Source organism: Variovorax sp. W2I14 (genome assembly GCF_050435205.1).
Classification (GTDB): Bacteria; Pseudomonadota; Gammaproteobacteria; order Burkholderiales; family Burkholderiaceae_C; genus Variovorax; species Variovorax paradoxus_C.
In genome coordinates, this window is sequence record NZ_JBNDJX010000001.1 from 4,419,305 (window position 1) to 4,445,741 (window position 26,437).

The 26,437-nt window shown below is 68.4% G+C and carries 23 protein-coding genes and 1 pseudogene; 8 read left to right on the forward strand and 16 right to left on the reverse strand.

Annotated features, from left to right (window positions below):
- The first annotated feature begins 29 nt into the window (after positions 1-29).
- Entirely contained in the window at positions 30-938 is a 909-nt protein-coding gene (locus tag QF040_RS20815; RefSeq protein ID WP_429612635.1) for a carbohydrate ABC transporter permease, read from the forward strand.
- A gap of 10 nt (positions 939-948) precedes the next feature.
- Positions 949-1,824 (forward strand): carbohydrate ABC transporter permease, encoded by an 876-nt coding sequence (locus QF040_RS20820; RefSeq protein WP_013543745.1) that lies wholly within the window; start codon positions 949-951, stop codon positions 1,822-1,824.
- A gap of 22 nt (positions 1,825-1,846) precedes the next feature.
- On the opposite strand, the gene QF040_RS20825 is transcribed toward QF040_RS20820, so the two are convergent.
- From QF040_RS20825 to glyQ, 5 genes are read right to left on the reverse strand one after another with little or no spacing between them, the layout of a single operon-like run.
- Entirely contained in the window at positions 1,847-2,815 is a 969-nt protein-coding gene (locus QF040_RS20825) for a M48 family metallopeptidase (protein ID WP_429612636.1), read from the reverse strand.
- Positions 2,816-2,841: 26 nt separating this feature from the next.
- Entirely contained in the window at positions 2,842-3,576 is a 735-nt protein-coding gene (locus QF040_RS20830; RefSeq protein ID WP_013543747.1) for a lysophospholipid acyltransferase family protein, read from the reverse strand.
- Entirely contained in the window at positions 3,576-4,154 is a 579-nt protein-coding gene (gmhB, locus tag QF040_RS20835; protein WP_013543748.1) for a D-glycero-beta-D-manno-heptose 1,7-bisphosphate 7-phosphatase, read from the reverse strand. Before gmhB ends, QF040_RS20830 begins: the two co-directional genes overlap by 1 nt.
- Before the next feature lie 34 nt (positions 4,155-4,188).
- Positions 4,189-6,324 carry a glycine--tRNA ligase subunit beta gene (glyS, locus tag QF040_RS20840; protein ID WP_429614679.1) on the reverse strand — a complete coding sequence of 712 codons (2,136 nt, stop codon included), beginning with the start codon at positions 6,322-6,324 and terminating at the stop codon, positions 4,189-4,191.
- A gap of 18 nt (positions 6,325-6,342) precedes the next feature.
- Complete coding sequence (gene glyQ / locus QF040_RS20845) at positions 6,343-7,251, reverse strand: glycine--tRNA ligase subunit alpha (RefSeq protein ID WP_306881403.1); 909 nt, start codon at positions 7,249-7,251, stop codon at positions 6,343-6,345.
- A gap of 228 nt (positions 7,252-7,479) precedes the next feature.
- On the opposite strand from glyQ, the gene QF040_RS20850 reads away from it, so the two are divergent.
- The 3 genes from QF040_RS20850 to QF040_RS20860 are packed head-to-tail and all read left to right on the forward strand — an operon-like array spanning position 7,480 to position 10,117.
- Positions 7,480-8,448, forward strand: a complete 969-nt coding sequence (locus QF040_RS20850) for a diacylglycerol/lipid kinase family protein (RefSeq protein WP_429612637.1) — start codon at positions 7,480-7,482, stop codon at positions 8,446-8,448.
- Complete coding sequence (locus QF040_RS20855; protein WP_429612638.1) at positions 8,445-9,272, forward strand: metallophosphoesterase family protein; 828 nt, start codon at positions 8,445-8,447, stop codon at positions 9,270-9,272. The genes QF040_RS20850 and QF040_RS20855 overlap by 4 nt, the downstream gene beginning before the upstream one ends.
- Before the next feature lie 11 nt (positions 9,273-9,283).
- Entirely contained in the window at positions 9,284-10,117 is an 834-nt protein-coding gene (locus QF040_RS20860; RefSeq protein WP_429612639.1) for a phosphatase PAP2 family protein, read from the forward strand.
- A 114-nt stretch (positions 10,118-10,231) separates the two neighbouring features.
- On the opposite strand, the gene QF040_RS20865 is transcribed toward QF040_RS20860, so the two are convergent.
- Positions 10,232-11,302, reverse strand: coding sequence for an asparaginase (locus tag QF040_RS20865; protein WP_429612640.1), 1,071 nt, complete (start codon positions 11,300-11,302; stop codon positions 10,232-10,234).
- A gap of 149 nt (positions 11,303-11,451) precedes the next feature.
- Here QF040_RS20865 and QF040_RS20870 point away from each other — a divergent pair, with 149 nt between their 5' ends.
- Positions 11,452-12,138 carry a TetR family transcriptional regulator C-terminal domain-containing protein gene (locus QF040_RS20870; protein WP_429614680.1) on the forward strand — a complete coding sequence of 229 codons (687 nt, stop codon included), beginning with the start codon at positions 11,452-11,454 and terminating at the stop codon, positions 12,136-12,138.
- Here the strand turns inward: QF040_RS20870 and QF040_RS20875 are convergent.
- A pseudogene (locus QF040_RS20875) lies at positions 12,119-13,067 on the reverse strand (LysR family transcriptional regulator). The gene QF040_RS20870 and the pseudogene QF040_RS20875 sit on opposite strands and share 20 nt — an antisense overlap.
- A 114-nt stretch (positions 13,068-13,181) precedes the next feature.
- On the opposite strand from QF040_RS20875, the gene QF040_RS20880 reads away from it, so the two are divergent.
- On the forward strand, positions 13,182-14,408 hold the full coding sequence (locus QF040_RS20880; RefSeq protein WP_429612641.1) for an MFS transporter: 1,227 nt from the start codon (positions 13,182-13,184) through the stop codon (positions 14,406-14,408).
- Positions 14,409-14,426: 18 nt separating this feature from the next.
- Here the strand turns inward: QF040_RS20880 and QF040_RS20885 are convergent, their stop codons facing one another.
- The 9 genes from QF040_RS20885 to QF040_RS20925 all read right to left on the reverse strand — a co-directional run bounded on the left by QF040_RS20885 (position 14,427) and on the right by QF040_RS20925 (position 24,166).
- Complete coding sequence (locus QF040_RS20885; protein ID WP_429612642.1) at positions 14,427-16,208, reverse strand: tannase/feruloyl esterase family alpha/beta hydrolase; 1,782 nt, start codon at positions 16,206-16,208, stop codon at positions 14,427-14,429.
- Between the two features lie 169 nt (positions 16,209-16,377).
- Positions 16,378-17,283: an SDR family NAD(P)-dependent oxidoreductase gene (locus QF040_RS20890; protein WP_429612643.1), complete on the reverse strand. Its 906-nt coding sequence runs from the start codon at positions 17,281-17,283 to the stop codon at positions 16,378-16,380.
- A 43-nt stretch (positions 17,284-17,326) separates the two neighbouring features.
- Positions 17,327-18,274: a 3-keto-5-aminohexanoate cleavage protein gene (locus QF040_RS20895; RefSeq protein WP_429612644.1), complete on the reverse strand. Its 948-nt coding sequence runs from the start codon at positions 18,272-18,274 to the stop codon at positions 17,327-17,329.
- A 38-nt stretch (positions 18,275-18,312) separates the two neighbouring features.
- On the reverse strand, positions 18,313-19,035 hold the full coding sequence (locus QF040_RS20900) for an ABC transporter ATP-binding protein (protein ID WP_307684597.1): 723 nt from the start codon (positions 19,033-19,035) through the stop codon (positions 18,313-18,315).
- Entirely contained in the window at positions 19,032-19,787 is a 756-nt protein-coding gene (locus tag QF040_RS20905; RefSeq protein ID WP_429612645.1) for an ABC transporter ATP-binding protein, read from the reverse strand. The genes QF040_RS20900 and QF040_RS20905 overlap by 4 nt, the downstream gene beginning before the upstream one ends.
- Complete coding sequence (locus QF040_RS20910; RefSeq protein ID WP_429612646.1) at positions 19,784-21,028, reverse strand: branched-chain amino acid ABC transporter permease; 1,245 nt, start codon at positions 21,026-21,028, stop codon at positions 19,784-19,786. Before QF040_RS20910 ends, QF040_RS20905 begins: the two co-directional genes overlap by 4 nt.
- Positions 21,029-21,032: 4 nt before the next feature.
- Positions 21,033-21,974 (reverse strand): branched-chain amino acid ABC transporter permease, encoded by a 942-nt coding sequence (locus QF040_RS20915; protein WP_429612647.1) that lies wholly within the window; start codon positions 21,972-21,974, stop codon positions 21,033-21,035.
- A gap of 84 nt (positions 21,975-22,058) precedes the next feature.
- Positions 22,059-23,309 (reverse strand): branched-chain amino acid ABC transporter substrate-binding protein, encoded by a 1,251-nt coding sequence (locus QF040_RS20920; RefSeq protein WP_429612648.1) that lies wholly within the window; start codon positions 23,307-23,309, stop codon positions 22,059-22,061.
- 65 nt (positions 23,310-23,374) lie between these two features.
- Positions 23,375-24,166, reverse strand: a complete 792-nt coding sequence (locus QF040_RS20925) for an SDR family oxidoreductase (protein ID WP_429612649.1) — start codon at positions 24,164-24,166, stop codon at positions 23,375-23,377.
- Between the two features lie 195 nt (positions 24,167-24,361).
- On the opposite strand from QF040_RS20925, the gene QF040_RS20930 reads away from it, so the two are divergent.
- Positions 24,362-26,374: a helix-turn-helix domain-containing protein gene (locus QF040_RS20930; protein ID WP_429612650.1), complete on the forward strand. Its 2,013-nt coding sequence runs from the start codon at positions 24,362-24,364 to the stop codon at positions 26,372-26,374.
- The last annotated feature ends 63 nt before the right edge of the window (positions 26,375-26,437 follow it).

Sequence of the window (26,437 nt, forward strand, 5' to 3'; positions counted from 1 at the left end):
GATCCTTCAACTTCCGAAGCAGCCCGCTCATGACACTTCTCGCCAGGTTCCAGAACAGCCGCAATGCGCTCGGGCTCGCGTTCATGTTGCCGGCGGCGGTGCTGCTGCTCCTCTTCCTGACCTATCCGCTCGGCCTGGGCACCTACCTCGGCTTCACCGACGCCAAGGTGGGCCGCGCAGGCCAGTGGATCGGCCTGGAGAACTACGAGTACCTGTGGGGCGACGCCGTGACGCGGCTCGCCCTCTTCAACACGCTCTTCTACACAACCGTGGCGAGCGTGTTCAAGTTCTTCCTGGGCCTGTGGCTCGCGATACTGCTGAACCGGAACATCCGTTTCAAGACTTTTTTCCGCGCGGTGATCCTGCTGCCGTACATCGTGCCGACGGCCCTCTCGGCGATCGCGTTCTGGTGGATCTACGACTCGCAGTTCTCCATCATCAGCTGGGCGCTGGTGAAGATGGGGCTCATCGACCAGTACATCGATTTCCTCGGCTCCGAGTGGAACGCGCGCATTGCGGTGATCATCGCGAACGTGTGGCGCGGCGTGCCCTTCGTGGCGATCACGTTGCTCGCGGGCCTGCAGACGATCTCGCCCTCCTACTACGAAGCCTCCGCCATCGACGGCGCGACGCCGTGGCAGCAGTTCCGCCACGTCACGATGCCGCTGCTCACGCCGATCATCGCGGTGGTCATGACCTTCTCGGTGCTGTTCACCTTCACCGACTTCCAGCTCATCTACGTCATCACCCGCGGCGGCCCGCTCAATGCGACGCACCTGATGGCCACGCTGTCGTTCCAGCGCGCGATTTCGGGCGGTGCGCTGGGCGAAGGCGCGGCCATCGCGATCGCGATGGTGCCGTTCCTGCTGGCTTGCGTAATGTTCAGCTTCTTCGGCCTGCAGCGCCGCGCGTGGCAGCAGGGGGGATCGGACAAATGAGGAATTTCCAATGAGCAATGCCGGCCAGGTCGACACCGTCGGCATGAGCTACCTCGACACGATCCCGCGCAAGGCGGTGACCGTGTACCTGCCGCTCGTGGTCTTCTTGATCGTGCTGCTGTTCCCGTTCTACTGGATGGCCATCACCTCGGTGAAGCCCGATGCCGAACTGCTCTCGCGCGAAGGCAATCCGTTCTGGGTGATCAACCCGACGCTCTCGCACTTCTACAAGCTGCTGTTCGAGACCTCGTACCCGCAGTGGCTGTGGAACACGGTGCTGGTGTCGGTGGTGTCGACCTTCGTGTCGCTCGCGGCCTCGGTGTTCGCGGCCTATGCCATCGAGCGGCTGCGCTTCAAGGGGTCGAAGCACGTCGGGCTCTCGATCTTTCTCGCGTACATGGTGCCGCCGTCGATTTTGTTCATTCCGCTCGCGAACGTGGTGTTCAACCTCGGCCTCTTCGACACGCGCTGGGCGCTGATCCTCACGTATCCGACCTTCCTCATTCCCTTCTGCACATGGCTCTTGATGGGGTACTTCCGCTCGATCCCGGCCGAGCTCGAAGAGTGCGCGCTCATCGACGGCGCGAGCCGCTGGCAGATCCTCGTGAAGATCGTGCTGCCGCTGGCGGTGCCGGGGCTCATCTCGGCGGGCATCTTCGCGTTCACGCTGTCGTGGAACGAGTTCATCTACGCGCTCACCTTCATCTCGTCGTCGGAGGTGAAGACGCTGCCCGTCGGTGTGGTGACCGAGCTCGTGCAGGGCGACGTGTACCAGTGGGGGCCGCTCATGGCCGGCGCGCTGCTGGGCTCGCTGCCGGTGGCGTTCATCTACTCGTTCTTCGTCGAGTACTACGTGTCGGGGATGACCGGGTCGGTCAAGGAATAAACGGCGCGCACGGTGCGCAGCGTCAGTTCCAGCGCGGAACGGCTTCGTCCTTGAGCTGCTGGCGCAGCACGTCGTAGTCGGGCACCACGCTCTCGACGGTTTCCCAGAAGCGGTGCGAATGGTCCATCACGCGCAGATGGGCCAGCTCGTGCGCCACCACGTAGTCGATCACCGGCAGGCGGAAGTGAATGAGCCGCCAGTTGAGGCGAAGCGATCCGTCAGCGCTCGCGCTGCCCCAGCGCGTGGCGGCGTTCGACAGCGACAGCTTCTGCCAGCGCACGCCCAAGAGCGGCGCGAAATGGTCGAGCCGCTCGATGAAGAGCTTGCGCGCCTGCCGCATGAGCCAGGCCTGCGCGGCATCGCGGATCTGCGAGGGCTCGGCGTTCTGCGCGACGGCCAGCCGCAGGATGCGCGGACCGCCCGCGACCTCGGCCTCGTCGAGCGTGCCGCCGACGCTGGCAAAGCCATGTTTCGGATCGAGCCGGATCACGACCGGCCCGCCCATGAACGGAAACGCAGCGCCGTCCATCCACTCGATGCGCGTGGCTTCGACGCGCGCATGGCGCTGCTGCGTTTCCTGGAGCTTGCGCAGGATCCAGTCGGCCTTCTCGCGCACCGCGGCATCGACATCGCGCAGCGCGACCCAGCGCGGCGCGCGCACCGAGAGCCCGTCGGCGCCCACGAGAAAACCGATGGTCTTGCGCTTGCCGCGCTTGAATTCGTAAGCCACGCGCGCCGAGCCCAGCACCAGTTCGCGCGTGGCCTGTGGATGGATGAAGCTCGCGAGGGTCAGCGTGTCGCGCAGCGGGATCGCGGGCAGCGCAGGGCCGATGTTCTGAACCTCCGCTTCCGGCGAGACCGGCACCGGCGTCACGACGGGCGGCGCAGCCTTGCGGACCTTCTTCGGGCGCGGCGCGGGCGGCTCGGGCTGCGCGAACTCGCTGCCCAGCCCCTCGAACAGGTCCATGGTGAACTGCAGCAGACCTTGCATCTGGTGCCCTCTGTTCCTTCCAGCTTCTAGCGGTACGCCTCGGGGTCGAGCCGGTGCATCTCCGCTTCGATCCAGGCTTCGACTTCGCGCATCAGCTCGTCGGGCTTGCGGCCCACGCTCGAGATCGCCGGCCCGATCGACACATCGACCACGCCCGGCCGCTTGATGAACGCCTTGCGCGGCCAGACCTTCGCCGAGGTGACGGCAATCGGAATCACCGGCACGCCGGTCTCGCAGGCCAGGCGCGTGCCGCCGCTCTTGTAGGTGCCCTTCTGGCCGCGCGGAATGCGCGTGCCTTCGGGGAACATGATGATCCAGATGCCCTGCGCGAGCAGCTTGCGGCCCTGGTTCACCACCTTGTTGAAGGCCTGCGCGCGCTGGCTGCGGTCGATGTGGATCATGTCCAGCCGCGCCATCGCCCAGCCGAAGAAGGGCACGTAGATCAGTTCCTTCTTGAACACGTAGGCCAGCGGATGCGGCATCAGCGTCGGCATGAGGAAGGTCTCGAGCGTGGACTGGTGCTTGACCAGCAGGATCGCGCCGGCGAGCTGGTCGGTCGGCAGGTTCTCCATGCCGGTCACGCGCGTCTTGATGCCCAGCAACACACGCGCGCCGCCGATGGCCCAGCTGAGCCATTGCTCGGCCATCCAGTAGAGCGGAATGCCGCGCTTCCAGATCGAACTGACGCACATGATGATGCCCCACGGCACCACGGTGACAAGCATCCAGAGTGCGTGGAGAACGGAACGGATAAACGCCATCAGACAGCTACCTGGAGTGCAGCCCGCGCTTCGCGCGCAAGCAGGAAATCGACAAAGGCGGCGAGGTTCTCGTGAACCATCGTGTTCGCCGGATATTCGGGAGGCAGCGGATCCACGCCGATGCAGGCCGCGCCCATGCCCGTGAGCAAAAGGTGCGGCTCGCAGCCGGCGGCCGCGCCCGCCTGCAGGTCGCGCAGGCTGTCGCCCGCGGTCGGCACGCCCTTGAGGTCGATGCCGTAGCGGTCGCCGATCTGCAGGAACAGGCCCGACTTCGGCTTGCGGCAATCGCAGTCCTCGTCGGGGCTGTGCGGGCAATAGAACACCGCATCGACCTTGCCGCCCACCGCCGCGAGCATCTTGTGCATCTTGGCGTGCATGGCGTTGAGCGAAGCCATGTCGAACAGGCCCCGGCCCAGGCCCGACTGGTTCGACGCGACCACCACATGCCACCCCGCATGGTTGAGCCGCGCCACGGCTTCGAGCGCACCGGGCAGCGGCGTCCACTCGATGTCGCTCTTCACGAAATCTTCGCGGTGCACATTGATCGTGCCGTTGCGGTCGAGGATGACGAGTTTCATGGCGAGGCCACCGGTGGAGAAGTCGTCGAAGGGGTCAGACAGCCAGCCGCTCGAGCTGCGCCACGCGGTTCATCGCGGTGTGCAGCGACATCAGCAAGCCCAGCCGGTTGAGCCGGAGGTCGGCCTGCTCGGCATTGACCATCACGCCGTCGAAGAAGGCATCGACCGGCTCGCGCAGCGCGGCCAGCGTCTGCAGCGAGCCGGTGTAGTCGCCGGCTTCGAACTGCGCGTTGGCGGCGGGCACGACCTCGGCCATCGCGGCGTGCAGCGCCTTTTCGGCGGGCTCCTGCAGCAGCAGTTCGCTGACGTGCGCGTCGGCCTCGGGCGCCTTCTTCAGGATGTTGCCGATGCGCTTGTTGGCAGCGGCCAGCGCGGCGGCGGCGGGGAGTGCGGCGAAGGCGCGCACGGCGGCCAGCAGCTTGGGCACTTCGCCCAGGCGCTGCGGCAGCGGGGCCAGCACGGCGTCGACTTCCTGGGCGCTCGCGCCCTGCTCGCGCAGGCTGCCGGCGAGGCGGTCGAGGATGAAGTCGCGCAGCTCGACCGTGGCCTTGCTGCCGTCGAAACCGGCGATGTCCTTGAACTGCGCGGCGGCGTCCTGCAGCAGGGCGTCGAGCCCCAGCGCGAGGTCTTTCTCGATCAGCATGCGGATCACGCCCAGCGCATGGCGGCGCAGCGCGAACGGGTCGCGGTCGCCGGTGGGCAGGTTGCCGATGCCGAACATGCCGACCAGCGTTTCGAGCTTGTCGGCCAGCGCGACCACGAGGCCGACGCTGTTGCGCGGCAGCTCGTCGCCGGCGAAGCGCGGCTTGTAGTGGTCTTCGATCGCATCGGCCACCGCGGCGTCGAGGCCGTCGTGCAGCGCGTAGTAGCGGCCCATCGTGCCCTGCAGCTCGGGGAACTCGCCGACCATGTCAGTCACCAGATCGGCCTTGGCCAGTTGGGCGGCCTGCGTGGCCTGTGCGGCGACCTTCGCATCGCCGAGCTTCTCTGCAATGCCGCGCGCGATGTGCATCACGCGCTGCACGCGTTCGCCCTGCGTGCCGAGCTTGTTGTGATAGACCACCTTGCCCAGCGACTCGACGCGCGAGGCCAGCGATTTCTTGCGGTCCTGGTCGAAGAAGAACTTGGCATCGGCCAGGCGCGGGCGCACCACACGCTCGTTGCCTTCGATGACCGCGCTCGCGTCGTCGGGGCTGATGTTGCTGACGACCAGGAACTTGTTGGTCAGCTTGCTCGACGCGTCGAGCAGCGGAAAGTACTTCTGGTTGGCCTTCATCGTGAGGATGAGGCACTCCTGCGGCACTTCGAGGAACTCGCGCTCGAAGCTGCAGACCAGCACGTTGGGGCGTTCGACCAGCGCGGTCACTTCGTCGAGCAGCGCGTCGTCGTCGATCGGCACCGAGCCGCCGCCGACCTTGACCGCGGCCGCCGCGAGCTGGCGCGCGATTTCGGCGCGGCGCGCCTCGAAGCTCGCGATGACCGCGCCGTCGTCCTGCAGCTGCAGCGCATAGCTGTTCGCATCGCGCAGCACGACCGGATCGACCGCCGCCTCGAAGCGGTGGCCGTGCGTCTCACGGCCGGCTTTGAGGCCCAGCGCCTCGATGGGCACCACGGTGTCGCCATGCAGCGCCACGAGGCCGTGCGCGGGGCGCACGAAGCTCACGCTGCTCCAGCCCGGCAGTTCGCAGCCGCTTTCGAGCTGGTAGCTCATCACCTTGGGAATCGGCAGCTTGGCAATCGCTTCAGCCAGCGCCTTCTGCAGGCCCTCGGCCAGCGTGGCGCCCTTGGCGGTGCTTTCGTAGAAGAGCGCTTCGGCCTTGCCGTCCATCGCGCGCTTCAAGCCGGGCACGGCCGAGGCGTCGGCGCCGAGCGCGCCCAGGCGCTTGAGCAGCGCGGGCGTCGGCTGGCCCGAGGCATCGAGCCCCACGGCCACGGGCATGAGCTTTTGCGAGACGGCCTTGTCGGCGGCGCGCTCGGCCACGTGCGTGAGGTGCGCGGCCAGGCGGCGCGGCGAGGCATACGCGATGAGCACCGAGCCGGCTTCGGCCAGGCCTTGCGCCACGAGTTGGTCGCGCAGCACGCCCGCAAAGGCGTCGCCGAGCTTCTTGAGGGCCTTGGGCGGCAGCTCTTCGACAAACAGTTCGACCAGCAGGGAGTTCTTGTTGTTCATGGGAGTCGTCGTCATCGCTCAGGCGGCTTTCTTCGGGGGAATCTGCGCGACCCATTCGCGCGGCGCCATCGGGAAGCCCAGTCGCTCGCGGCTGTCGTAGTAGCTCTGCGCCACGCTGCGCGCGAGATTGCGGATGCGGCCGATGTAGGCCGCGCGCTCGGTCACGCTGATCGCGCCGCGCGCATCGAGCAGATTGAAGCTGTGCGCGGCCTTGAGTACCTGCTCGTAGGCCGGCAGCGCGAGCTGCTCGGTCATGAGGTGCTTGGCCTGCTTCTCGTGCGCGTTGAAGGCGGTGAAGAGGAACTCGGCGTCGCTGTGCTCGAAGTTGTAGGTCGACTGCTCGACCTCGTTCTGGTGGTACACGTCGCCGTAGGTCACGCCGGGCGCCCATTCCAGTTCGTAGATGCTTTCCTTCTGCTGCAGGTACATCGCCAGGCGCTCGAGGCCGTAGGTGATCTCGCCGGTGATCGGCTTGCAATCGATGCCGCCGACCTGCTGGAAGTAGGTGAACTGCGTCACCTCCATGCCGTTGAGCCAGACCTCCCAGCCCAGGCCCCAGGCGCCGAGCGTGGGGTTCTCCCAGTCGTCTTCGACGAAGCGGATGTCGTTCTTCTTCAGGTCGAAGCCAAGGGCTTCGAGGCTGCCGAGGTACAGCTCCAGGATGTTGGCGGGCGCCGGCTTCAGCACGACCTGGTACTGGTAGTAGTGCTGCAGGCGGTTGGGGTTCTCGCCATAGCGGCCGTCCTTGGGGCGGCGGCTGGGCTGCACGTAGGCTGCCTTCCAGGGTTCGGGGCCGAGGGCCCTGAGGAAGGTGGCGGTGTGCGAGGTGCCCGCGCCGACCTCCATGTCGTACGGCTGCAGCAGCGCGCAGCCCTGGTCGGCCCAGTACGACTGCAGTTTGAGAATGATTTGCTGGAAGTTCAACATGAAGCTGGCCGGCACGAGCCGGACATTGGACGGTAGCGCGGCGATGCGCCGCGAAAGCGGACGATTTTACGGGCGGAGGGCAACTCTCCCACAGCCGGGCGGGATGCCGGCCGCTCCCGCCGCCCGGCCGGGCATGAGACAACCACCGGCCGGCCGCACGCGGCAGCCCTTCACACCGCAGCCCTTCACAAGGCCCTTCCAGGCCCGTCTTTCCCCATTCCCACAGACATGCAACCGCCCCACATCGGCCCGAATGCCCCGTTTTTCATCGTGCTCAACGCCAGTTCGGGCAGCGAGAGCACCGCCGCGGCCCGCCAGGTCATCGAGGAAGGCCTTGCCGCGGCCGACCGCAAGCACCGGATCTTCCTGGTCGACGGCCTTGGCCGGTTGCAGGCACTGGCGCGCGAAGCCGTGGAACGCGCCCGCGCCGTGGGCGGCGTGGTGGTGGCCGCGGGCGGCGACGGCACCATCAACGCGGTGGCGCAGGCCACGCTCGGCAGCGGGTGCGCCTTCGGCGTGCTGCCGCAGGGCACCTTCAACTACTTCAGCCGCACCCACGGCATTCCGCGCGACACGGCAGAGGCGCTGAAGATCCTGCTGGCCGAGCAGCCGCGCGCCGTGCAGGTCGGGCTGGTCAACGACCGGGTCTTCCTGGTGAACGCCAGCATGGGCCTGTACGCCGAGCTGCTGGAAGAGCGCGAGACCTACAAGGCGCGCTACGGCCGCAGCCGCTGGATCGCCTTCTTCGCGGGCCTCTTGACGGTGATGCGCGGCCGCCACCGGCACTGGAACCTGCGCATGGCCTGGCGCGGGCAGGAAAAGGACATCCGCACGCCGACGCTTTTCGTGGGCAACAACCCGTTGCAACTGCTGCAGGTGGGCATCGAGCACGCCGATGCGCCCGAGCAGGGGCAGTTGGCCGCCATCGCGCTCAAGCCGGTCGGGGTGCTCGCGATGCCCGGGCTGCTGGTGCGCGGCGCAATGGGTCGGCTCGGCCGCGCCGACCAGGTGCTGAGCTTTCCCTTCGAATCGATGACGGTGAAGGCAGGCCCCCTGCGCGCGCCGCGCCGCGTGAAGGTGGCGACGGACGGCGAAATCGCCTGGGCCGACATGCCGCTGTTGTTCCGCGTGTCGCCCGAACCGCTGTGGCTGGTGCGGCCCGACATCGCGCCCGAGCTGGAAGCGGCCAAGCAATGAGCGCTTGCCTGCTGCAGATCTCCGATCCACATTTCGGCACCGAGCAGCCGGACGTGCTGCGCGCGCTCGAGCGTTTCGCCGACGCGCTGGCGCCGCAGGTGGTGGTGATGTCGGGCGACATCACGCAGCGCGCGACGCGCGTGCAGTTCGCGGCGGCGCGCGCCTTCGTCGACCGGCTGGCGGCGCCCGCGAAGCTGGTCGTTCCGGGCAATCACGACATCCCGCTGTTCCAGCTCGCCGCGCGCTGCTTCTCGCCCTACGGCCGGTACATGGAGGCCTTCGGCGACGACCTGGAGCCGGCATTCGAATCGGAAGACTGGCTCGTCGTCACCGTGAACACCACGCGCTGGTACCGGCATTCGGACGGCGTGGTGTCGCCCGCGCAGGTCGAGCGGGTGGCGGCGCGCCTCGCGGCCGCATCGCCCTCGCAGTTGCGCGTGGTGGTGACGCACCAGCCGGTGATGGTCACGCGCGAGGAAGACCTGTCGAACCGGCTGCACGGCCGCGAGCGGGCGGTCGCGCGCTGGTCCGAAGCGGGCGTCGACCTGATCCTGGGCGGGCACATCCACCTGCCCTACGTGCGCTCGCTGCACGACGCGTTCTCGGGCTGCAAGCGCACCGCGTTCGCCGTGCAGGCGGGCACGGCGGTGTCGCATCGCGTGCGCGCCGGCTTTGCGAATTCGGTGAACGTGGTGCGCCTCGCCATGTCCGGCGACGCGCGCGCCTGCCGCGTCGAACGCTGGGACTACGCGGCCGCCGGCAAAGCCTTCGAGTGCGCCAAAGTATTCCCGCTTTCGCTTGCCAGCGGCACCGCGCCCCCTTAGGGTCCTGCCGCATGCCATTGGAAGCCTCCTCACTGACCCCGCCTCTCGTTCTCCTCGCCCAGCAACTCGGCGCCCATGCGCTCGGCTGGTTTCTCTCGATCTGGATTGCGTCCGTGCTCGGCGCCGGTGCCGTCTGCTGGACGCTGCAGCGCCGCCATTTAAAGGCCCGCGATGCCGAGGAGCCGAGCGAACCGCGCATCGCGCTCGGGCTCGCGGCGGGTTTCCTGTTGATCCTTGCGGCCGCGAGCGTGTTCGCCTGGATCGCCTCGAACCTCTCGGACGGCCATTCGATGGGCCGGGCCGATCAGGCGCTGGCCGATGCCATCGGCACCCACGTGCCGTGGGCCGCCCTCGTCGCGTTCAGCTGGCTCACCCACCTGGGCGACTTCGCCTTTCTTGCGCCGGTGTGCCTGATCGTCGCCGCCGTGCTGTGGCGCCACGCGTACCGCGGCCTCGCGCTCGGCTGGGTGCTGGCGCTCGGCGGCATCGTGGTGCTGAACCCTGCGCTCAAGCACATCTTCGAGCGGGCCCGGCCGGTGCATGACCACGGGCTGGCGTTCGAGACGAGCTACAGCTTCCCGAGCGGACACAGCGCGGGCGCGATCGTGAGTTACGGAATGCTGCTGTACCTGGCGCTGCGCACGCTGCCGGCGCGCTGGCATGTGCCGGCGGCCATGGCAGCCGTGGGCGCCATCCTGACCATCGCGTGCAGCCGCATCTTCCTGCAGGTGCATTTTGCGAGCGATGTGGCGGCCGGCCTGCTGACCGGCTTCGCCTGGCTGCTCGTGTGCGTGAGCAGCCTGGAATACGCGCGGCACCGCAAAGGGCGACGCGCGCAGGCCTGAGCATCGCTTCGGCGTCTTCGCCAGAAACACCGCGGAACCGGCTTTGCCGGGCCGCAGGTGTTGCCCCCGGAAGGGGGGTGGGAGGCTACGCGAAGCGAGCAAGCCTGGGGGAGATCAATATTCCCAGAAGATTCGCTGCAGTTCCTTGGTGTTGCTGGTCTTGGTCAAGGCCACCATCGCCAGGATGCGCGCCTTCTGCGGGCGCAGGTCGTGCGCCACCACCCAGTCGTACTTGTCGTCGGGCTGCTCGGCGTTGCGGATCACGAAACCGTCGGGCACGCGCGAGCTGCGGATCACGATCACGCCATCGGTGCGCGCCTTCTGCAGGTTCGGAACGATGCGGTCGGCCACCGAGCCGTTGCCGGTGCCGCCATGGATCAGCGCCTTGGCGCCGCTCTTGGCAATCGCGTCGATGGCCACCGACGACACGCCTTCATAGCCCATCGCGATTTCGACCGGCGGCAGCGCATTGATGCTGTCGATGTCGAACTCCGAGTTCATGGTGTGGCGCTTGACCGGTGCACGGAACCAGTAGTTCTTGCCCTCGACGATCATGCCCAGCGGACCCCATTGGCTGGAGAACGCGCTGGTCTTGATGTTGACGTTCTTGCTCACGTCGCGGCCGCTGTCGATGTTGTCGCCCATCGTCACCAGCACGCCCTTGCCCACGGCGTCCTTGCTGCCCGCCACGTTGACCGCGTCGTACAGGTTGAGCGCGCCGTCGGCCGAGAGAGCCGTGCCGGGACGCATCGAACCGACCACGACGATCGGCTTGTTGGTGTGCACGGTGAGCGTGAGGAAGTACGCGGTTTCTTCCAGCGTGTCGGTGCCGTGGGTGATGACGATGCCGTCGACGTCCGATTGCTTGGACAGCGCCGAGACGCGCTTGGCCAGCGTCAGCAGGTTGTCGTTGGTGAGGCTTTCCGATGCGACCTGGAACACCTGCTCGCCGCGCACGTTGGCGACCTTCGAGAGCTCGGGCAGGCCGGCGATGAGCTTGTCGACGCCGACCTTGGCGGCTGCGTAGGTGGCGCTGTTGACGGCCGAGGCGCCGGCACCGGCGATGGTGCCGCCGGTGGCGAGGATCACCACGTTGGGCAGCGCCTGCTGGGCCTGCGCGATGGCGCTGGCGGCAAGCAGGGCGGCGCCCGCGGCGAAGGCCCGGAAACGGGGGGAAAGGTACATGGAAGACTCCTTGGTCTGAGGTGAAATTCTGGAAGCGGCGAGGAAGATACATGAACCATGCCCGCCTGCGCCCCGCGGCCATGCCGGCACGGCATGCGGCCATGCGCCAAGGATTACCATCGCCCGGGCGCCACGCCGCAATCTCCAGCATGACCTCCGACACCGCCGCCCTGCCCTCCTCCACCGCCCAGGAAATGCCCGCCCCCGAGGGCCCGCTGTCGCGCGCACGCCCGGGGCGCGAGCGCATCATGGCCGCCATCCGCACCGCGGCGGTCGCCGAGTTCAGCCTGCATGGCCTCAAGGGCACTTCGACCCAGGCCATCGCCGCGCGCGCCGGCCTCACCAAGCCCCAGCTGCACTATTACATCGCCGGCAAGGAAGAGCTCTACGAAGAGCTGCTGATGCAGGTGCTGCACGCCTGGAAGGTGGTGTTCTCGTTCGAGGACTCAAGCGACCCGGCCACCGTGCTGGGCGACTACATCCGGAAGAAGCTGGACCATGCCATCGACAGCCCCGAGATGTCGCGCATCTTCACCCGCGAGATCCTGGACGGCGGCCGCAACCTCGACCGCTACTGGCCCAACGCCCGGGCCTGGACGCAGAAGAAGGTGGACATCATCAACGGCTGGATCGCGCGCGGGCAGATGCGTCCGCTCGATGCGCGCATCCTCCTCATGCACATCTGGGCCATGACCCAGAGCTATGCCGACTACGCGATCCAAACGCGCGTGATGCTCGGCCTGCCGCCCGACGCGCCGATCGACCGCGAACCCATCGCGCGCGAGCTCGTGGCCTTCGTGCTGGGCGGCTGCGGCATCAAGACGACGACGCCTTGACCTCCCAGGCGCGGCCGGTCGGATCGGCCAGCGCGAGCCGCACCATCTCGATGAAGCGGCGCAGCCGCGCAGGCTGGAAGCGCGCCGGCGAATAGGTCAGGTACACCGGCAGCGGCACCGCATGCCATTGCGGCGCGAGCTGCACCAGCCGGCCGGCGGCGATGTCGTCGTTCATGAGCCAGGCCGAGCCGATGCAGGCGCCCAGCCCCATGGCCGCCGCGCTGTGCAGCGCATAGAGGCTGTCGGTGCTCAGGCAGGGGCGGATCGGCACCCGCGCGATCTCGCCGCTCGGCCGGTGCGTGAGCTGCACCTCGTTGCGATAGAAGGTGCGCAGCGCGAGCCACGGCAGCTCGGCCAGCTCCGACGCGTGCGTGGGCGGCTTGCGCCCTTCCAGCACCGACGGCGCGGCGACCACCACGCGCGGCACCTCCGAGAGCTTGATGGCCACGGCCATGGTGTCGGTCACCTCGCCGACCTGGATCGCGCAGTCGACGCCCTCGGCGATGAAGTCGGGCCGGCGGTCGTGCAGCAGCCATTCGACCGACACCCGCGGGTAGGCGCGCAGGTAATCGGCCAGCGGGGCCGACCAGCAGCCGCTGCCCCAGCGCATGCGGCGCCACCACGCGCAGCGTGCCTTCGGGCTCGTCGCCCACGCCGCGCAGGTCCGCCTCGAAGGCGCGCCAGTTGGCGATCAGCTCCTTGGCGCGCTCGTAGCAGCGCTCGCCGTCCTCGGTGAGCTTCATGGCGTGCGTGGAGCGGCGCAGCAGCCGCACGCCCAGCGAGCGCTCCAGCGCCTGCAGCCGGCGGCTCACGGTGGGCTGGGTCGCGTCCATCCGCAGTGCGGCGGCCGAGAGGCTGCCGGCTTCGACGATGTGGACGAAGGTCTGCATCAGCTCGATGCGGTCGGCGGCCGGGGGTGAATGGGGCATTTCTTCGCTCTTTATGCGCATCTCGTATAGACATTGTGCGACCCGCGGGGCTACCAAGTCGCTCCCTAGAGGAGCACATTTCAGCCCCTAGCCAGAAAAACAAGGGTTATCACCATGTCTTCCATTCAAACAATGCATGCCCACCCAGGCGCTGCCCCGGACGGCCAGGCACTGCCGGCCTCGCTCGTCCTGCTGCTGGCCACCGGCGCCGGCCTGTCGGTGGCGTCGCTCTACTACGCGCAGCCGATGCTCGGCGTGCTGGGCGCCGACATCGGCGCCTCTCCCCGCGCAGTCGGCTTCATCCCCACGCTCACGCAGTTGGGCTACGCGCTCGGCATCCTGCTGCTGGCGCCGCTGGGCGACCGCTTCGACCGCCGCCGCATCGTGCTGATCAAGGCCGCCGCGCTCTGCGCCGCGCTGCTGGTGGCCGGCGCCGCACCGTCGATCGGCGTGCTGCTCGCGGCCAGCCTCGCCATCGGCCTCGCGGCCACGATGGCGCAGGACATCGTGCCCGCCGCCGCCGCGCTGGCACCCGAAGCCTCGCGCGGCAAGACCGTCGGCACGGTGATGACGGGACTGCTGCTCGGCATCCTGCTGTCGCGTGTGGTGAGCGGCTTCGTGGCCGAGCATTTCGGCTGGCGCGCGATGTTCATCGCGGCGGCGGCCAGCATCGCGCTCATCGGTGCGGCCGCCTGGCGCGGGCTGCCGCGCTTCCGGGCGACCACGCACCTGGCCTACGGTGCGCTGCTCGGTTCGCTGGGCACGCTGTGGTCGCGCCATGGCGCGCTGCGCCGCGCCGCATTGGCGCAGGCGCTGCTGGCGGTGGGCTTCAGCGCGTTCTGGTCGACGCTGGCGGTGATGCTGCACGGCGCGCCCTTCCACCTCGGGAGCGCCGCGGCCGGCGCCTTCGGCCTGGCCGGCGCGGCGGGCGCACTCGCGGCACCACTGGCCGGGCGCCTGGCCGACCGGCGCGGGCCTCAATTGGTGACGCGCCTGGGCGCGGGGCTGGCCGTTGTGTCGTTCGCCGCGATGGGCCTCGCGCCGCTGATGACGCCGCATGCGCAGCTCTGGCTGCTGGCGCTCGCGGCCGTCGGCTTCGACCTCGGCATGCAGGCCACGCTGATCGCGCACCAGACCATCGTCTACGGCATCGAGCCCGGCGCGCGCAGCCGGCTGAACGCGGTGCTGTTCACCAGCATGTTCATCGGCATGGCGGCGGGCTCGGCACTCGGCGCGCTCTCGCTGGCGCAATGGGGCTGGGCCGGCGTGACCTGGCTGGCAACCGGCACGGCGGCCGCGGCCCTGGCCGTGCGGTTGCTGCCCGCGCCCCGCAAGCCCTGAGCCAGCCCCGCCGATGCCTCAGTCGGCGCAGCGGAAGGAGGCCGCGAGGTTCACGTCGCCGGCCCCCTTGTACTGCGGCCACTTCGGGTAATCGCACAGCGGCCGGGTGCGGCCGGGGACGCCCGCCGTGTCGGTCGTCACCTGACCCGCGGGGGCTGCGCCCTTCTCGGCCCATTGCTCCAGCGCCGTGAGCGAATCCCAGGTCGCATTGAAGACGCTGCTCACCGCATGGCCGAGGCCCGCGACCTCGTAGTACCGAACGAACGAGTCGACCTCCGCAAGCCCCAGCCGCGACTGCAGCCGCTGGTAGTACTGCTCGGTGGCACGCGTGCTCACCAGCACGTCGGCCAGGCCGTGGGCCAGCAGCAGCTTGCCGCCGCGCGCCTTGAACGCCGAGATGTCGGTGCTGACATCCAGCTGCGTGCTCAGCGCGCTGATGCGGTTGGCCCATGGGCCGGCGTTCTCCGGATCGAGCGAGAGCGAGTCGTACAGCGGATCGCGCGTCACCGAGTACTTGATCCACTGGTCGGTCAGCACGCTGACATAAGGCGCGGTCGCGGGCATCGGCCGCCCCGGCTGCGAGGTGCCGAAGGCGAGGAAGGTCACCACCGGCTCCAGCGGCGAGGGCCAGGTGGTGATGCCCAGGTCCGCGCCCCACACGTTGTAGCCCGGGTACTGGGTCTCGCCGCTCGCGAGCAGGTAATTGAAGTTGGTCGGCGTGTCGATGGTCTTCAGTGCCGCGATCTGCGCATCCGAGAGGCAGGTGTTGCCGGTGTCGGCACCGCCCGCGCAGCGCACCGGAACGCCGGCCAGCGTGGCCGTCGACGGATCGAAGCGCGCGTTGCACAGGTTCTGGTTGCTGATGAGGCCGTCGGTGGCGCCATCGAGCGCGTCGCAGGCTTCCATCGCGGCCTTGTAGAGCACCTCGCGCTTCGGCACGTTGGGGTAGGCACCCGGCTGCGCGAGCGCGCGGCTCATGCGGTGTCCGGCCAGGAGCGCCGCTGCATCGTTCCACGCGGGGTACCACGCGATCGCGCCGTCCCAGTCCGCGGGCCAGCGCTGGATGGCCGTCAGCGCTTCGCGCCCGCCGGTCGAGCCGCCCGCGAAATACGCCTTCACCGGGCTCGCGGCGTAGCGCGACTTCACCAGCGAAAGCGCCACGTCGTGCACCTTCTTGAGCACGTCGCCGCCGAAGTTGCGCACGGCCTCGTCGTTCAGGCCGAAGGAGCCGTCCTGCGAACCGAGCGCGTTGGCCTGGTGGCCCGAGTCGCTCGCGAAGGTGGCGTAGCCGCGGCCGAGCGGCGTGGGCTGGTCGACGGGGCCGTTGGGCACATTGCCCTTCACGTTCGGGATCGTGCCGTTGAACCCGCCGCCGCCGAACATGACGACCTTCTGGTTCCAGCGCGTGGGCAGCGCCAGCTGGAAGAGGATGTTGGGTGCAGCCGGATCGACCGGCGCGATCTTGCCCGCGACCTCGCAGTACTCGGGCACGGCGGCCGCGCCGCTTCCGCTCGCGGCCACGGTCTTGACGGACGTGACGGTGGCGCCGGAAGTGGGCAGGCCGATCGCCGATGCGGCAACGGTCATGCCCTGCAGCCGGTCGCAGGTGAGCGCCGCAGGCTGCGAAGGCGGCGGCGGAGAAGCCGGTGGCGGCGACCCGGGCGGTGGCGCGGCCGGGGGCAGGGTCACGAACGGGAAGCCGCCGCCGCCACTGCCGCCACCACCGCAGCCGGCGAGCATGGCCGTCGCGGCGAGGCAGGCTGCGGCCACCAGGGCCAGGTCTCTGTTGCTGGATTTCATGGGTCTGTCTCCGATGTCTTTGTGAGTTGCGTACACGGCCTTCTTTCGGGGCCCGACAAAGTCTCGCGCGCGCCCCTCTCGAATCCAATGTGCGAACCCGACATCGGCGGGGCACATCCGATGTGGTGCCCCCATGCAGTGAAAACCCTCGCCGCGCCCTTTGCTCGCGTTACGCGCCGGGCAGCGCCATCTCGATGCCGGCCTTGGAAAGCTCCAGTTGGTACTGCTCGAACCCCGTGCCGGGCACGCGCTCGTCCTGGCGGTCGAGGATTTCGTCCATGCGCGAACGGATGTGCGCCACCGGGTCTTCCGCGTCGCCGATGAAGATGCCCTGCGTCATCGTGATGTTCGCGCTCTCGAAGCTGCCGGCGCCCGCGAGCAGGATGGTGCGCGTCGGCGCGTCCTCGCCGACGAGTGCGACGAGCCCCGGGCTCACGTTGTCCGGCGCGAGCCGGGCCAGCGCCTCGGGCGGCAGGACGCCTTCGGTCATGGCCGTCGCGGCCGTGGGCGCGAGGCAGTTGACACGAATGTTCTGCTTGGCGCCTTCGAGCGCCAGCGTCTGCATGAGGCCCACGAGCGCCATCTTCGCGGCGCTGTAGTTCGACTGGCCGAAGTTGCCGTACAGGCCCGATGAAGACGTCGTCATCACGATGCGCCCGTACCTGCGCTCGCGCATGTGCTCCCACACCGCCTTCACGCAGTGGACGGTGCCCATCAGGTGCACGTCCATCACGCGCCGGAAATCGTCGAGCGACATCTTCGAGAAGGTCTTGTCGCGCAGCACGCCCGCGTTGTTCACGAGGATGTCGATGCGGCCCCATTCGCCGATGGCCCGCGCGGCCATCTGCTCCATCTGCGCGAAATCGGTGACGTCGCCGCCGTCGGCGATGGCCAGGCCGCCGGCCCGCACGATCTCGTCGGCGACGGTGCGCCCCGGCGAGCCTTCGTGCCGGCCCGCCACGTCGTTGACCACGACGCGCGCGCCATGCCGGGCGAGCGCCATCGCATGCGCCTTGCCCAGGCCACTGCCGGCCCCCGTGACGATGGCCACGCGGCCGTCCAAGAACTTCTTCATTGCTACTCCTGATTGATATGAATGGCTTGCCGGTGCCGGGCGTTCAGAACGCGACCGCGTCCCGGCCCTTCAGGCCCAGCATCGCGCGCGCCTCGTCGGGCGTGGCGATCTCGAGCGAAAGCTCTTCGAGAATCCGGCGGATCTTGCGCACCTGCTCGGCGCACGACTTCGCGAGCTGGCCCTTGGCGAGGTAGAGGCTGTCTTCGAGGCCCACGCGCACGTTGCCGCCCATCACCGCGCCCATGGTCAGAAGCGGCATCTGGTGGCGGCCCGCGCCGAGGATCGAGAAGCGGTAGCCGTCGCGGCCGAAGAGGCGGTCGGCGGTGGTGCGCATCACGACGAGGTTTTCCGGGTCCGGCCCGAGGCCGCCCAGGATGCCGTAGATGCTCTGGATGAAGAGCGGCCCCTTGATGAGCCCCTCGTCCACGAAGTGCGCGAGGTTGTAGAGATGGCCGACGTCGTAGCACTCGAACTCGAAGCGCGTGCCGCAGTCATCGCCCAGCACTTTCAGGATGTGCTTGATGTCGCGGAAGGTGTTGCGAAAGATCAGGTCCTCCATGCCTTCGACGTACGGTTTTTCCCACTCGTGCTTCCATTCGGCGATGCGCCGCGCGGCCGGGTGGATCGAGAAGTTCATCGAGCCCATGTTCAGCGAGCACATCTCGGGCTTGGCCTGCAGCGGATAGGCCAGCCGCTCCTCCAGCGTCATGCGCGTGCTGCCGCCGGTGGTGATGTTGATGACCGCGTCGGTGGCATCGCGGATGCGCGGCACGAAGGCATCGAAGATCTTCGGATCGGCCGAGGGCCGGCCGTCTTTCGGATCGCGCGCATGCAGGTGCAGGATGGCGGCGCCGGCCTCCGCCGCTTCGATGGCCTGCTCGGCGATCTGGTCGGGCGTGAGTGCCAGGTGCTCGGACATCGTCGGCGTGTGGACCGAGCCGGTGACCGCGCAGGAAATGATGACCTTGTCTTGGGTTGTCGTGGTTGTCATGTCGGGATTCGCAGCGGTGAATGAAAAGGAGAAAAGAGTCAGACCGCGAGCCACTCGGCCACGAGCTTCTCGTTGGCCGCCAGCTCCTGCGGCGTGCCCTCGAAGACGATGCGCCCGTGCCCCATCACGCACACGCGCGTGGAGACCTTCAGCGCAATGGCCAGCTTCTGCTCGACCAGCACGACCGAGACGCCCTTGCGGTGCATGTCGCGGATGCATTCGGCCACCTGCGCGACGATCTTGGGCGCAAGGCCCTCGGTGGGCTCGTCGATCAGCAGCACCAGCGGATTGCCCAGCAGCGAGCGGCACATCGTCAGCATCTGCTGTTCGCCGCCGGACATGCTGCCGGCCTTGGTGTTGCGGCGTTCCTTGAGCCGCGGGAAGTAGTCGAACATCTCCTCGATGCGCCAGCGATGCGCGCCGGGCACGGGCGTCTGCTCGCCCATGCGCAGGTTCTCGTCGACGGTGAGGTTGGCGAACACCTCGCGCTCCTCGGGCACGTAGCCGATGCCGGCGCGGCAGATGGCGTAGGGCCTTGCGCCCGCGAGCTCGCGGCCTTGCAGCCGGATGTGGCCGGAGGTCGGCGTGACCAGCCCCATGACCGCCTTCATCGTGGTCGAGCGGCCCGAGCCGTTGCGTCCGAGCAGGCTCACGACCTCGTTGCGCGCGACCTGCAGGTTCACGCCGTGCAGGATGTGGCTCTTGCCGTAGTGGGCGTGCAGGTCTTCGACGTGCAGCAGGGTTTCGGCGGCGGCGCTCATGCGGCCACCTCCTCGCCCAGGTAGGCTTCCTTCACGCTCGCGCTGGCGCGGATCTCGTCGGGCGTGCCGGTCGCGATCACCTGGCCGTACACCAGCACGCTGATGCGGTCGCTCAGCGAGAACACCACGTCCATGTCGTGCTCCACGAGCATCAGCGCGCGCCCCTTGGTCACTTCGAGGATCAGCTCGGCCGTGTAGTGCGTTTCCTCGTTCGACATGCCCGCCATCGGTTCGTCCAGCAGGATCACCTTCGGGTCGGAGGCGAGCGTCATCGCGATCTCGAGCGAGCGCTGCTCGGAGTACGCCATCTCACCGGCGATGGCGCCCGCGCGGCTTGTCAACCGCACCAGCTCCAGCAACCGGTACGTCTCTTCGCGGACGCGCCGGTCGCTGTCGATGAATTTCCAGAACGCGTACGCGAGCCCGTTCGGGCGCATCACCGCGAGGCGGATGTTCTCGAACACGCTGAGCTTCGGAAAGATGTTGGTGATCTGGAACGAGCGCGCCAGGCCCAGCCGGTTGATCGCCTGCGGCGTGCGGCCACCGATGGAATGCCCGTCGAAATGGACCGTGCCGGCGCTCGGCGCGAGGTGCCCCGAGATGAGATGGAAGAGCGTGGACTTGCCCGCGCCGTTCGGGCCGATGAGCGCATGCCTTTCGGTGCCGAGCAGGTCGAGGTCCACGCCGCGCATGATTTCCGTCGGGCCGAAGGACTTGCGCAGCCCGCGGATGCTGAGGATCGGATCGCTCATGCGGCACCTCCCGCACGCTCGGTGGCTTGCTTGAGTTGTCGCTGCCCGATCCATGCGAGCAAGGCGCCCGCGCCGATGAGCACCACCGGCACCGCCCACGTCGCCACCGCCGTCGGCGACCAGGCGCGCGCGAGCAGCGTGACCGGCGGCCAGGCACCGCCCGCAGCGAGCTTGGCCATCGCGCGGTAGTCCTGCGAGAAGATGCGCTGCAGCATCTCGACCGCGAACGCGCCGCCCATGCTCAGCAGCACGGCAGCGGCGACGGACAGCAGCACGAGCGGCACCAGGCGCGCGATGCCGATGCTTTGGCGCAGTCGCCCGGTGGTGCCGATGAGGCCCGCGAGCCCCGAGGGCATGAACATCATCACGAGCACGAACAGGATGCCCTGGTAGAGCAGCCACGACTGCGTGAGGTCCGACACGGCGTAGCCGAAGAAGGTCATGAGCGCCGCGCCGAACGCGGGGCCGAGGAACACCTTCACGCCGCCGATGTAGGTGTTGAGAACGACCGCGGCCGAGAGCGCCGGATCGAACACCACGTAGTTCGCCGATTCGTTCGACACCACCTGCAGCCCGCCCGCGATGCCCGAGAACATCGCCGAGATCGCGAACACCAGCATGCCCAGGCCGTGCACGTTGTAGCCGAGGAAGCGCAGCCGGTGGCTGTTTTCGCGGAGGCCATAGGCGAGCCGCCCCATGGGCGTGCGCGTGAAGAGGTACAGCAGCAGCACCGACAGCAGCACCCACGCGAGCGTGAGGTAGTAGACCTGCGTGGTCGATCCGAATTCGAGGCCCCATGCCGGCATGCGCATGGTGGACACACCGGCCTCGCCGCCGAAGAGGCCCTTCAGATGCGGCGCGAGCGAGTGCACCAGCTCGGCGATGGCGAGCGTGATCATCGCGAAGTAGGTGCCGGTGCGCTGGGTCGCGAACCAGCCGGCGATGCCGCCGAAGACGAGGCCGCAGGCGGCGCCCGCGAGCGGCATCAAGGGGGTGGGCAGGAGGCCCACGCCGCCAATCGCGTTCATCGCATGCACGGTGCCGAACGCGCCGACACCGAAGTAGGCCGCGTGGCCGAAGGAGAGCATGCCCGCCTGCCCGCACAGCAGGTTGTAGGCGCTCGCGAACAGCGCGGCGATGAGCATCTGGATCGCCGCGTTCAGCAGCCCCTGCGACAGCAGGAAAGGCAGCGCGGCGAGCGCCGCGACGCCCGCGAGGACGAGGAGAAGAGCCGTCTTCATCGCGTCAGGCCTTCTCGCCCATGAGGCCGCTGGGCCGCACGAGCAGGATCAGCAACATGAGCGCGAACGGAATGGTCGCGGACAGGCTGGAGATCTTCAGCGTCATCAGGCCGCCCACGCTCGTGGCCCATTCGCCCGCGCCGAAGAGCGCGAACAGGTCGGCGAGGCTGCGGTCCACGCCGACGGCCAGCGAGGTGACGACGCCGATCAGGAGCGAAGCCAGCATCGCGCCGCCGAGCGAGCCCAGCCCGCCGACCACGACCACCACGAACACCATCACGCCGAGTTCGAGCGCCATGTTGGGGTTCGTCGTGTAGAACGCGCCGGCCACCGCGCCCGCGAGGCCCGCGAGCGCCGCGCCCACGCCGAAGACACCCATGAAGACCAGCGGCACGTTGTGGCCCAGCGCCTCCGCCATGCGCGGCTTGTAGATGGCCGAGCGCACCACGATGCCCACGCGCGTGCGCGTCAGCAGCAGGTAGATGACCACGAACATCGCGATGGCGACGCCGCCCATCAAAAGGCGGTACACCGGGTACTGCGAGCCGCCGACGCTGAAAGCCGACACATCGAGTGCCGCGGGAATCCGGTAGTCGACCGGGTAGTTGCCGAAGAAGAGCTTGATCGATTCGGCCACGATGAACGAGAGGCCGAAGGTCAGGAGCAGCTCATGCGCATGCCCGTGGTGGTGCACCCGCCGAAGGAAGAAGCGCTCGACCACCACGCCGACCAGCCCCACGAGCACCGGCGAGACAACGAGCGCGAGCCAGAAGCCGATCGCGCCCTGCAGCGTGTACGCGAAGTACGCCCCGAGCATGTAGAACGAGGCGTGCGCGAAGTTGAGCACGCCCATCATTCCGAAGATGAGCGTGAGCCCGGCGGACACCATGAACAGCAGCAAGCCGTAGATGACGCCGTTCATGAGGGAAACGATGATCTGGTCCATAGGTTTTCTCGGGAGCAGCCGAAGCTGCGCCGGCCGGGGCGCCTTCGCCTCGCCGGCCTGGTGAAGGTTCAGGAAATGCCGGGCTCAGCCGGGCCGCTTCATCGCGCAGCTGGCCTGCGCGGGCGTCGAGGCTTCCTGCGCGGTGAAGCGCTTGACCGGCTTGAAGCCCATGTCGGTGTCGTCGACCTTGAACTTCGCATCCTTGGTGACGGTGGACACCACCATCGGCAGCTGCGCCTGGTGGTCGGCGGCGCGCATGCTCATCTCGCCCATCGGCGTCTTGATGGTGGTGGCCTCCAGCGCCTTCGCGAATGCGTTGACGTTGAGCGCGCCGCCTTCGGGCTTGGTGCGCTTCAATGCATCGGCCACCATGGCCATGCCGAAGACGGTCTGCGGCTCGATGAACACGGGCACGTGGCCGGTCTTGGCCTTGTAGTCGTTGACGAAGCGCTCGCCTTCGGCACCGCCCGCCTCGGGGTTGAAGGTCTGCACGACGAAGTGCCCGACGGCCAGGTCGCCGGCGTTGGCGAGGTTGCCCGGCTGGTCGAGGTAGACCGTGCCGAAGCGCGCCTTCAGGCCCGCCGACTTCGAGGCCTTCATCAGGAGCAGCAGGTCGTTCGACCAGTTGCCCGTGAGCACCGAATCGGCCTTCGACGCGGCGATCTTCGCGACGTAGGGCGCGAAGTCCTGCACCTTGTTGACGTCGTGCAGCGTCTTCTCGACCACCTGGTAGCCGCCGGCCGCCGCGTTGTCGGCGATGGCCTTCTCCATGTCCTGGCCCCAGGAGTAGTTCTGGTTGATCGAATAGACCTTGGTGCCCAGCGCATTGGCCTGCTTCATCGCGCTCACGAGCGCCTTGGTGCGCACCTGCGGATCGCCGCCGAAGCGGAAGTGGTGGAAGTTGCACTTCTCGCCGGTGAGCTCCAGCGCTTCGGCGCCGACGTTGAGGTAGACCATCTCCTTGCCGGGATTGCGCAGGTTGTACTTGCGGATGTCTTCGGTGATCTGCCCACCGATGGCCGACGAGGCACCCTGCACGATGAGCTGCACGCCGTCCGCGGCAGCGGCCTTGAGCTTGTCGGCCGCGCCCGCAGGGCCGCCCTGGTTGTCGTACTCCATCAGCTGCACGGGCTCGCCGTTCCAGCCGCCCGCGGCGTTGATCTGGTCGATGGCGTAGCGAACGGCCGCGCGATACGCCTGGCCCGACGAGGCCTGCGGGCCCGAGAGCGTTTCGAGCACGCCGATCTTGACCGGCGCGGCGAATGCGGTCGAAGCGCCGCAAAGAAGGCCCACCGCGGGAACGAGGGCGAAGGCGAGTGCGTTGAACTTGTGCATTGATGTCTCCATGCTTTTTATGAAAAGGAAATCGAAAGGGGATGCAGCGGCCGCGCCCGGGGCGCTCAGAGGTATTCCATGTTCCCGTCGACGCTGATCGCCTGGCCGGTCAGGTTGCGCGCCGCGGGCGAAGAGAGAAAAAGCGCCATGGCCGCCACGTCGTCCAGCGTGACCATGCGGCGCAGCGAGATCTTCTGCAGGTACTGCGCGCGCATCGCCTCCACGGACACGCCCGCGGTCGCCGCGCGCGCGCCGATCACGCTGTTCATGCGCTCGCCTTCCACCGTGCCCGGAAGGATCGCGTTGACGCGCACGCCGTGCGGGCCGAGCTCGATCGCCAGCGATTTCATGAGGCCGACGATGGCCCACTTGGTGGCGGCATACGGCGTGCGGAACGCATAGCCGAGCCGGCCCGCGACCGAACTCATCGCAATGAGGCACGGGTTCTGCGCGGACTGCCGGAGCAAGGGCACGGCGCGCTGCGCGAAATAGAACTGGCTGTTGAGGTTGACGGCCACCGTGCGTTCCCAGTCGCCGCGGCTCAGGTCCTGGATCGCGCCGGTCGGCCCCGCGATGCCGACGTTGCTGACCAGCACGTCCAGCCCGCCCAGCGCGCCGTGCACGTCGTCGAAGACGAGGTCGACGTCGTCGGGCACCGAGGCATCCGCCATGCTCGAGGTGATCTCCGGCGCCTCGACGGCCAGGCGGTCGAGGGCGCCGCGGTCGATGTCGCACACATGCACGCGCGCGCCGGTTTCGCGGAAGGCGCGGGCAACGGCCGCGCCGATGCCGGAGCCGCCCGCGGTGACCAGCACGCGCAGGCCGGGCGCGGGCCGCAGTGAATCGATGATGCTCATGGGATGTGTCGTGATGTCTCGTGTGAACGGTTCGGCACGGCAAGTGTCCGGAAGCCCCCGGCCGAAACCTATGTGCGGCAGACACACATCCGACGCCCGTGCGATGTGATCCATGGCGCACGCGGCGCGCAGCCGCGCGAACTAGGGCTTGGGCCCATGCCCATGCGCGCATCGTTCTGCTAGCCTTCGCGCCCTATGCCGGCACCGCCCCACGAACGAAAGCGAACGAACGGCCCGTCGCTGGGCCAGACAGGCGAGGAGATCGCACCCGAGCTCATCGGCCTCCTGCACCGGAACGCATCCGCAGAAGAGTTCGCCGCCTGCCTCGCGCATGTCGAGTCGCTGCCCGATGCGCTGCAGCGCAAGCCCGGCCTGGTGGAACTGGTGCGCATGGCCATGGCGCTGCGCAACCGGCTCGAACTGCATGAGCAGCGCGAGCGCGGCATGCTCGCGGTGATCGAATCGGCGCAGGACCTGTCGAGCCGCCTCGATCTCGCGGGCCTGCTGAAAGCCATCGTGAGCCGCGCGCGCAAGCTGATGGGCGCGCACCTGTGCTGGCTCACGATCTACGACACGGCGAGCGGCGAGTTCCAGGTGGTCGTGGCCGACGGCGCCATCTCCGACCGCACCGGCAAGATGACCGCCGGCCGGAACCTGGGCGTGGCAGGCATCGTGATGTCCACGCGCCTGCCCTTCTTCACGCCCGACTACCTGCACGACAACCGCTTCGCGCACGACCCGGCGCTGGACGACACCTTCCGAGACGAAGGCGTCGCGGCACTGGTCGGTGCGCCGCTCATGTGCGACGACAACGTGATCGGCCTGCTCTTCGTGGCCGACCGCTACCACCGCACGCACACGGCGCTGAACGTGTCGATCCTCTGCACGCTCGCCACGCATGCGGCCGTCGCCATCAACAACGCCAAGGCTTTTGCGGAAGCGAAGACCGCGCTGGACAACGCGGACCTCGCGCGTGCCGAGCTCGAGCGGCATGCGCGCGATGTGCAGGAGGCGGCCGAGGCGCACGAGCAACTCACCTCGCTGCTCGCGAAGGGCGCGTCGCTCGGCGCGCTGTGCGAGTCGGTCGCGCAACTGCTCAACGGCAGCGTGCTGGTGCTCGACGAAGCCAGCGAGGTGATCGGCCGCGCCACGGCACCGGGCTACATCGGCACGGCGGCCGATGCCTATGCACCGCACGACGAACACAGCGCCGCGCTGGCGCAGGCGCTGCGCGAGAGCCGCCAAGCCGGCCGCTCGGCGGTCGCCTACACACGCGACGGCGAGCTGTGCCGCGCGATCGCGGTGATCGGCGGCAACGACGTGCTCGGCGCGGTGCTGCTCTTCCGGCAGGAGGACCTGCGCGACATCTCGGTGCGCACCTTCGAACGGAGCTCGAGCGTCATCGGCGTCGTGCTGCTGTCGCAGGAGCGCGTGGAAGCGAGCAAGAGCCGCGATGTCTCGGCGCTGCTGCACACGCTCATCTCGCCCAGGCAAGACGAACCCGCCCTCACGCAGGACCGCGCCGAACGCTTCGGCCTCGACCTGTCGCAGCCGATCTCGCTGATGGTGGTCGAGATGGAGCAGCCCCGGCCGGGCTTCTGGGCGCGCCGCCTCAGGACCGGCGCACCGCTCTCGGACCTGGTGATGGACGAAGTCGATGGCGCGCTGGCCATCGTGTGCGGTGCGACGAAGGCGCAGGATGTCCTGGCGCAATTCACCGCATTCGCCAGCCGCGAGCTCGGCGATGCCTACCGGGGTGTGCTGTCGCGGCCGGTGCGCACGCCCGCCGAGATGCCGGCGCTGTATGCGACGCTGCGGCGCGCGCTCGCGGTGCTGGGTCGCCTGGGCATGCGCGGCCACATCGTCGGGCAGAACGAGATGGCGCTGTATTCGGTGCTCTTCGAGACGCACGACCAGGCGAGCCTGAACACCTTCCTGAATGCAGCCATCGGCGCCGTGATGGGCCACGACAGGAAGCGCGGCTCGGAACTCACGGCCACGCTGCTGGCGTATTTCGACAACAACCAGAACGCGAAGACGACCGCGGCGCGCATGGGCATCCACGTCAACACGGTGCGGCAGCGGCTTGCCAGCGTGGAAGAACTGCTGGGGCACTGGGGCAACGCGAGCCGGGCGCTGGAGATCCATGTGGCGCTGCGGCTCTGGAGCCTGGGGATGGCGGGCGACGCGCCGACGCTCGAGGGCTGATCCGGCCGGGCCTGCCAGGCCCCAACAGCGTAATCCAGGAGAAATCACCACTCCGGTGCATCC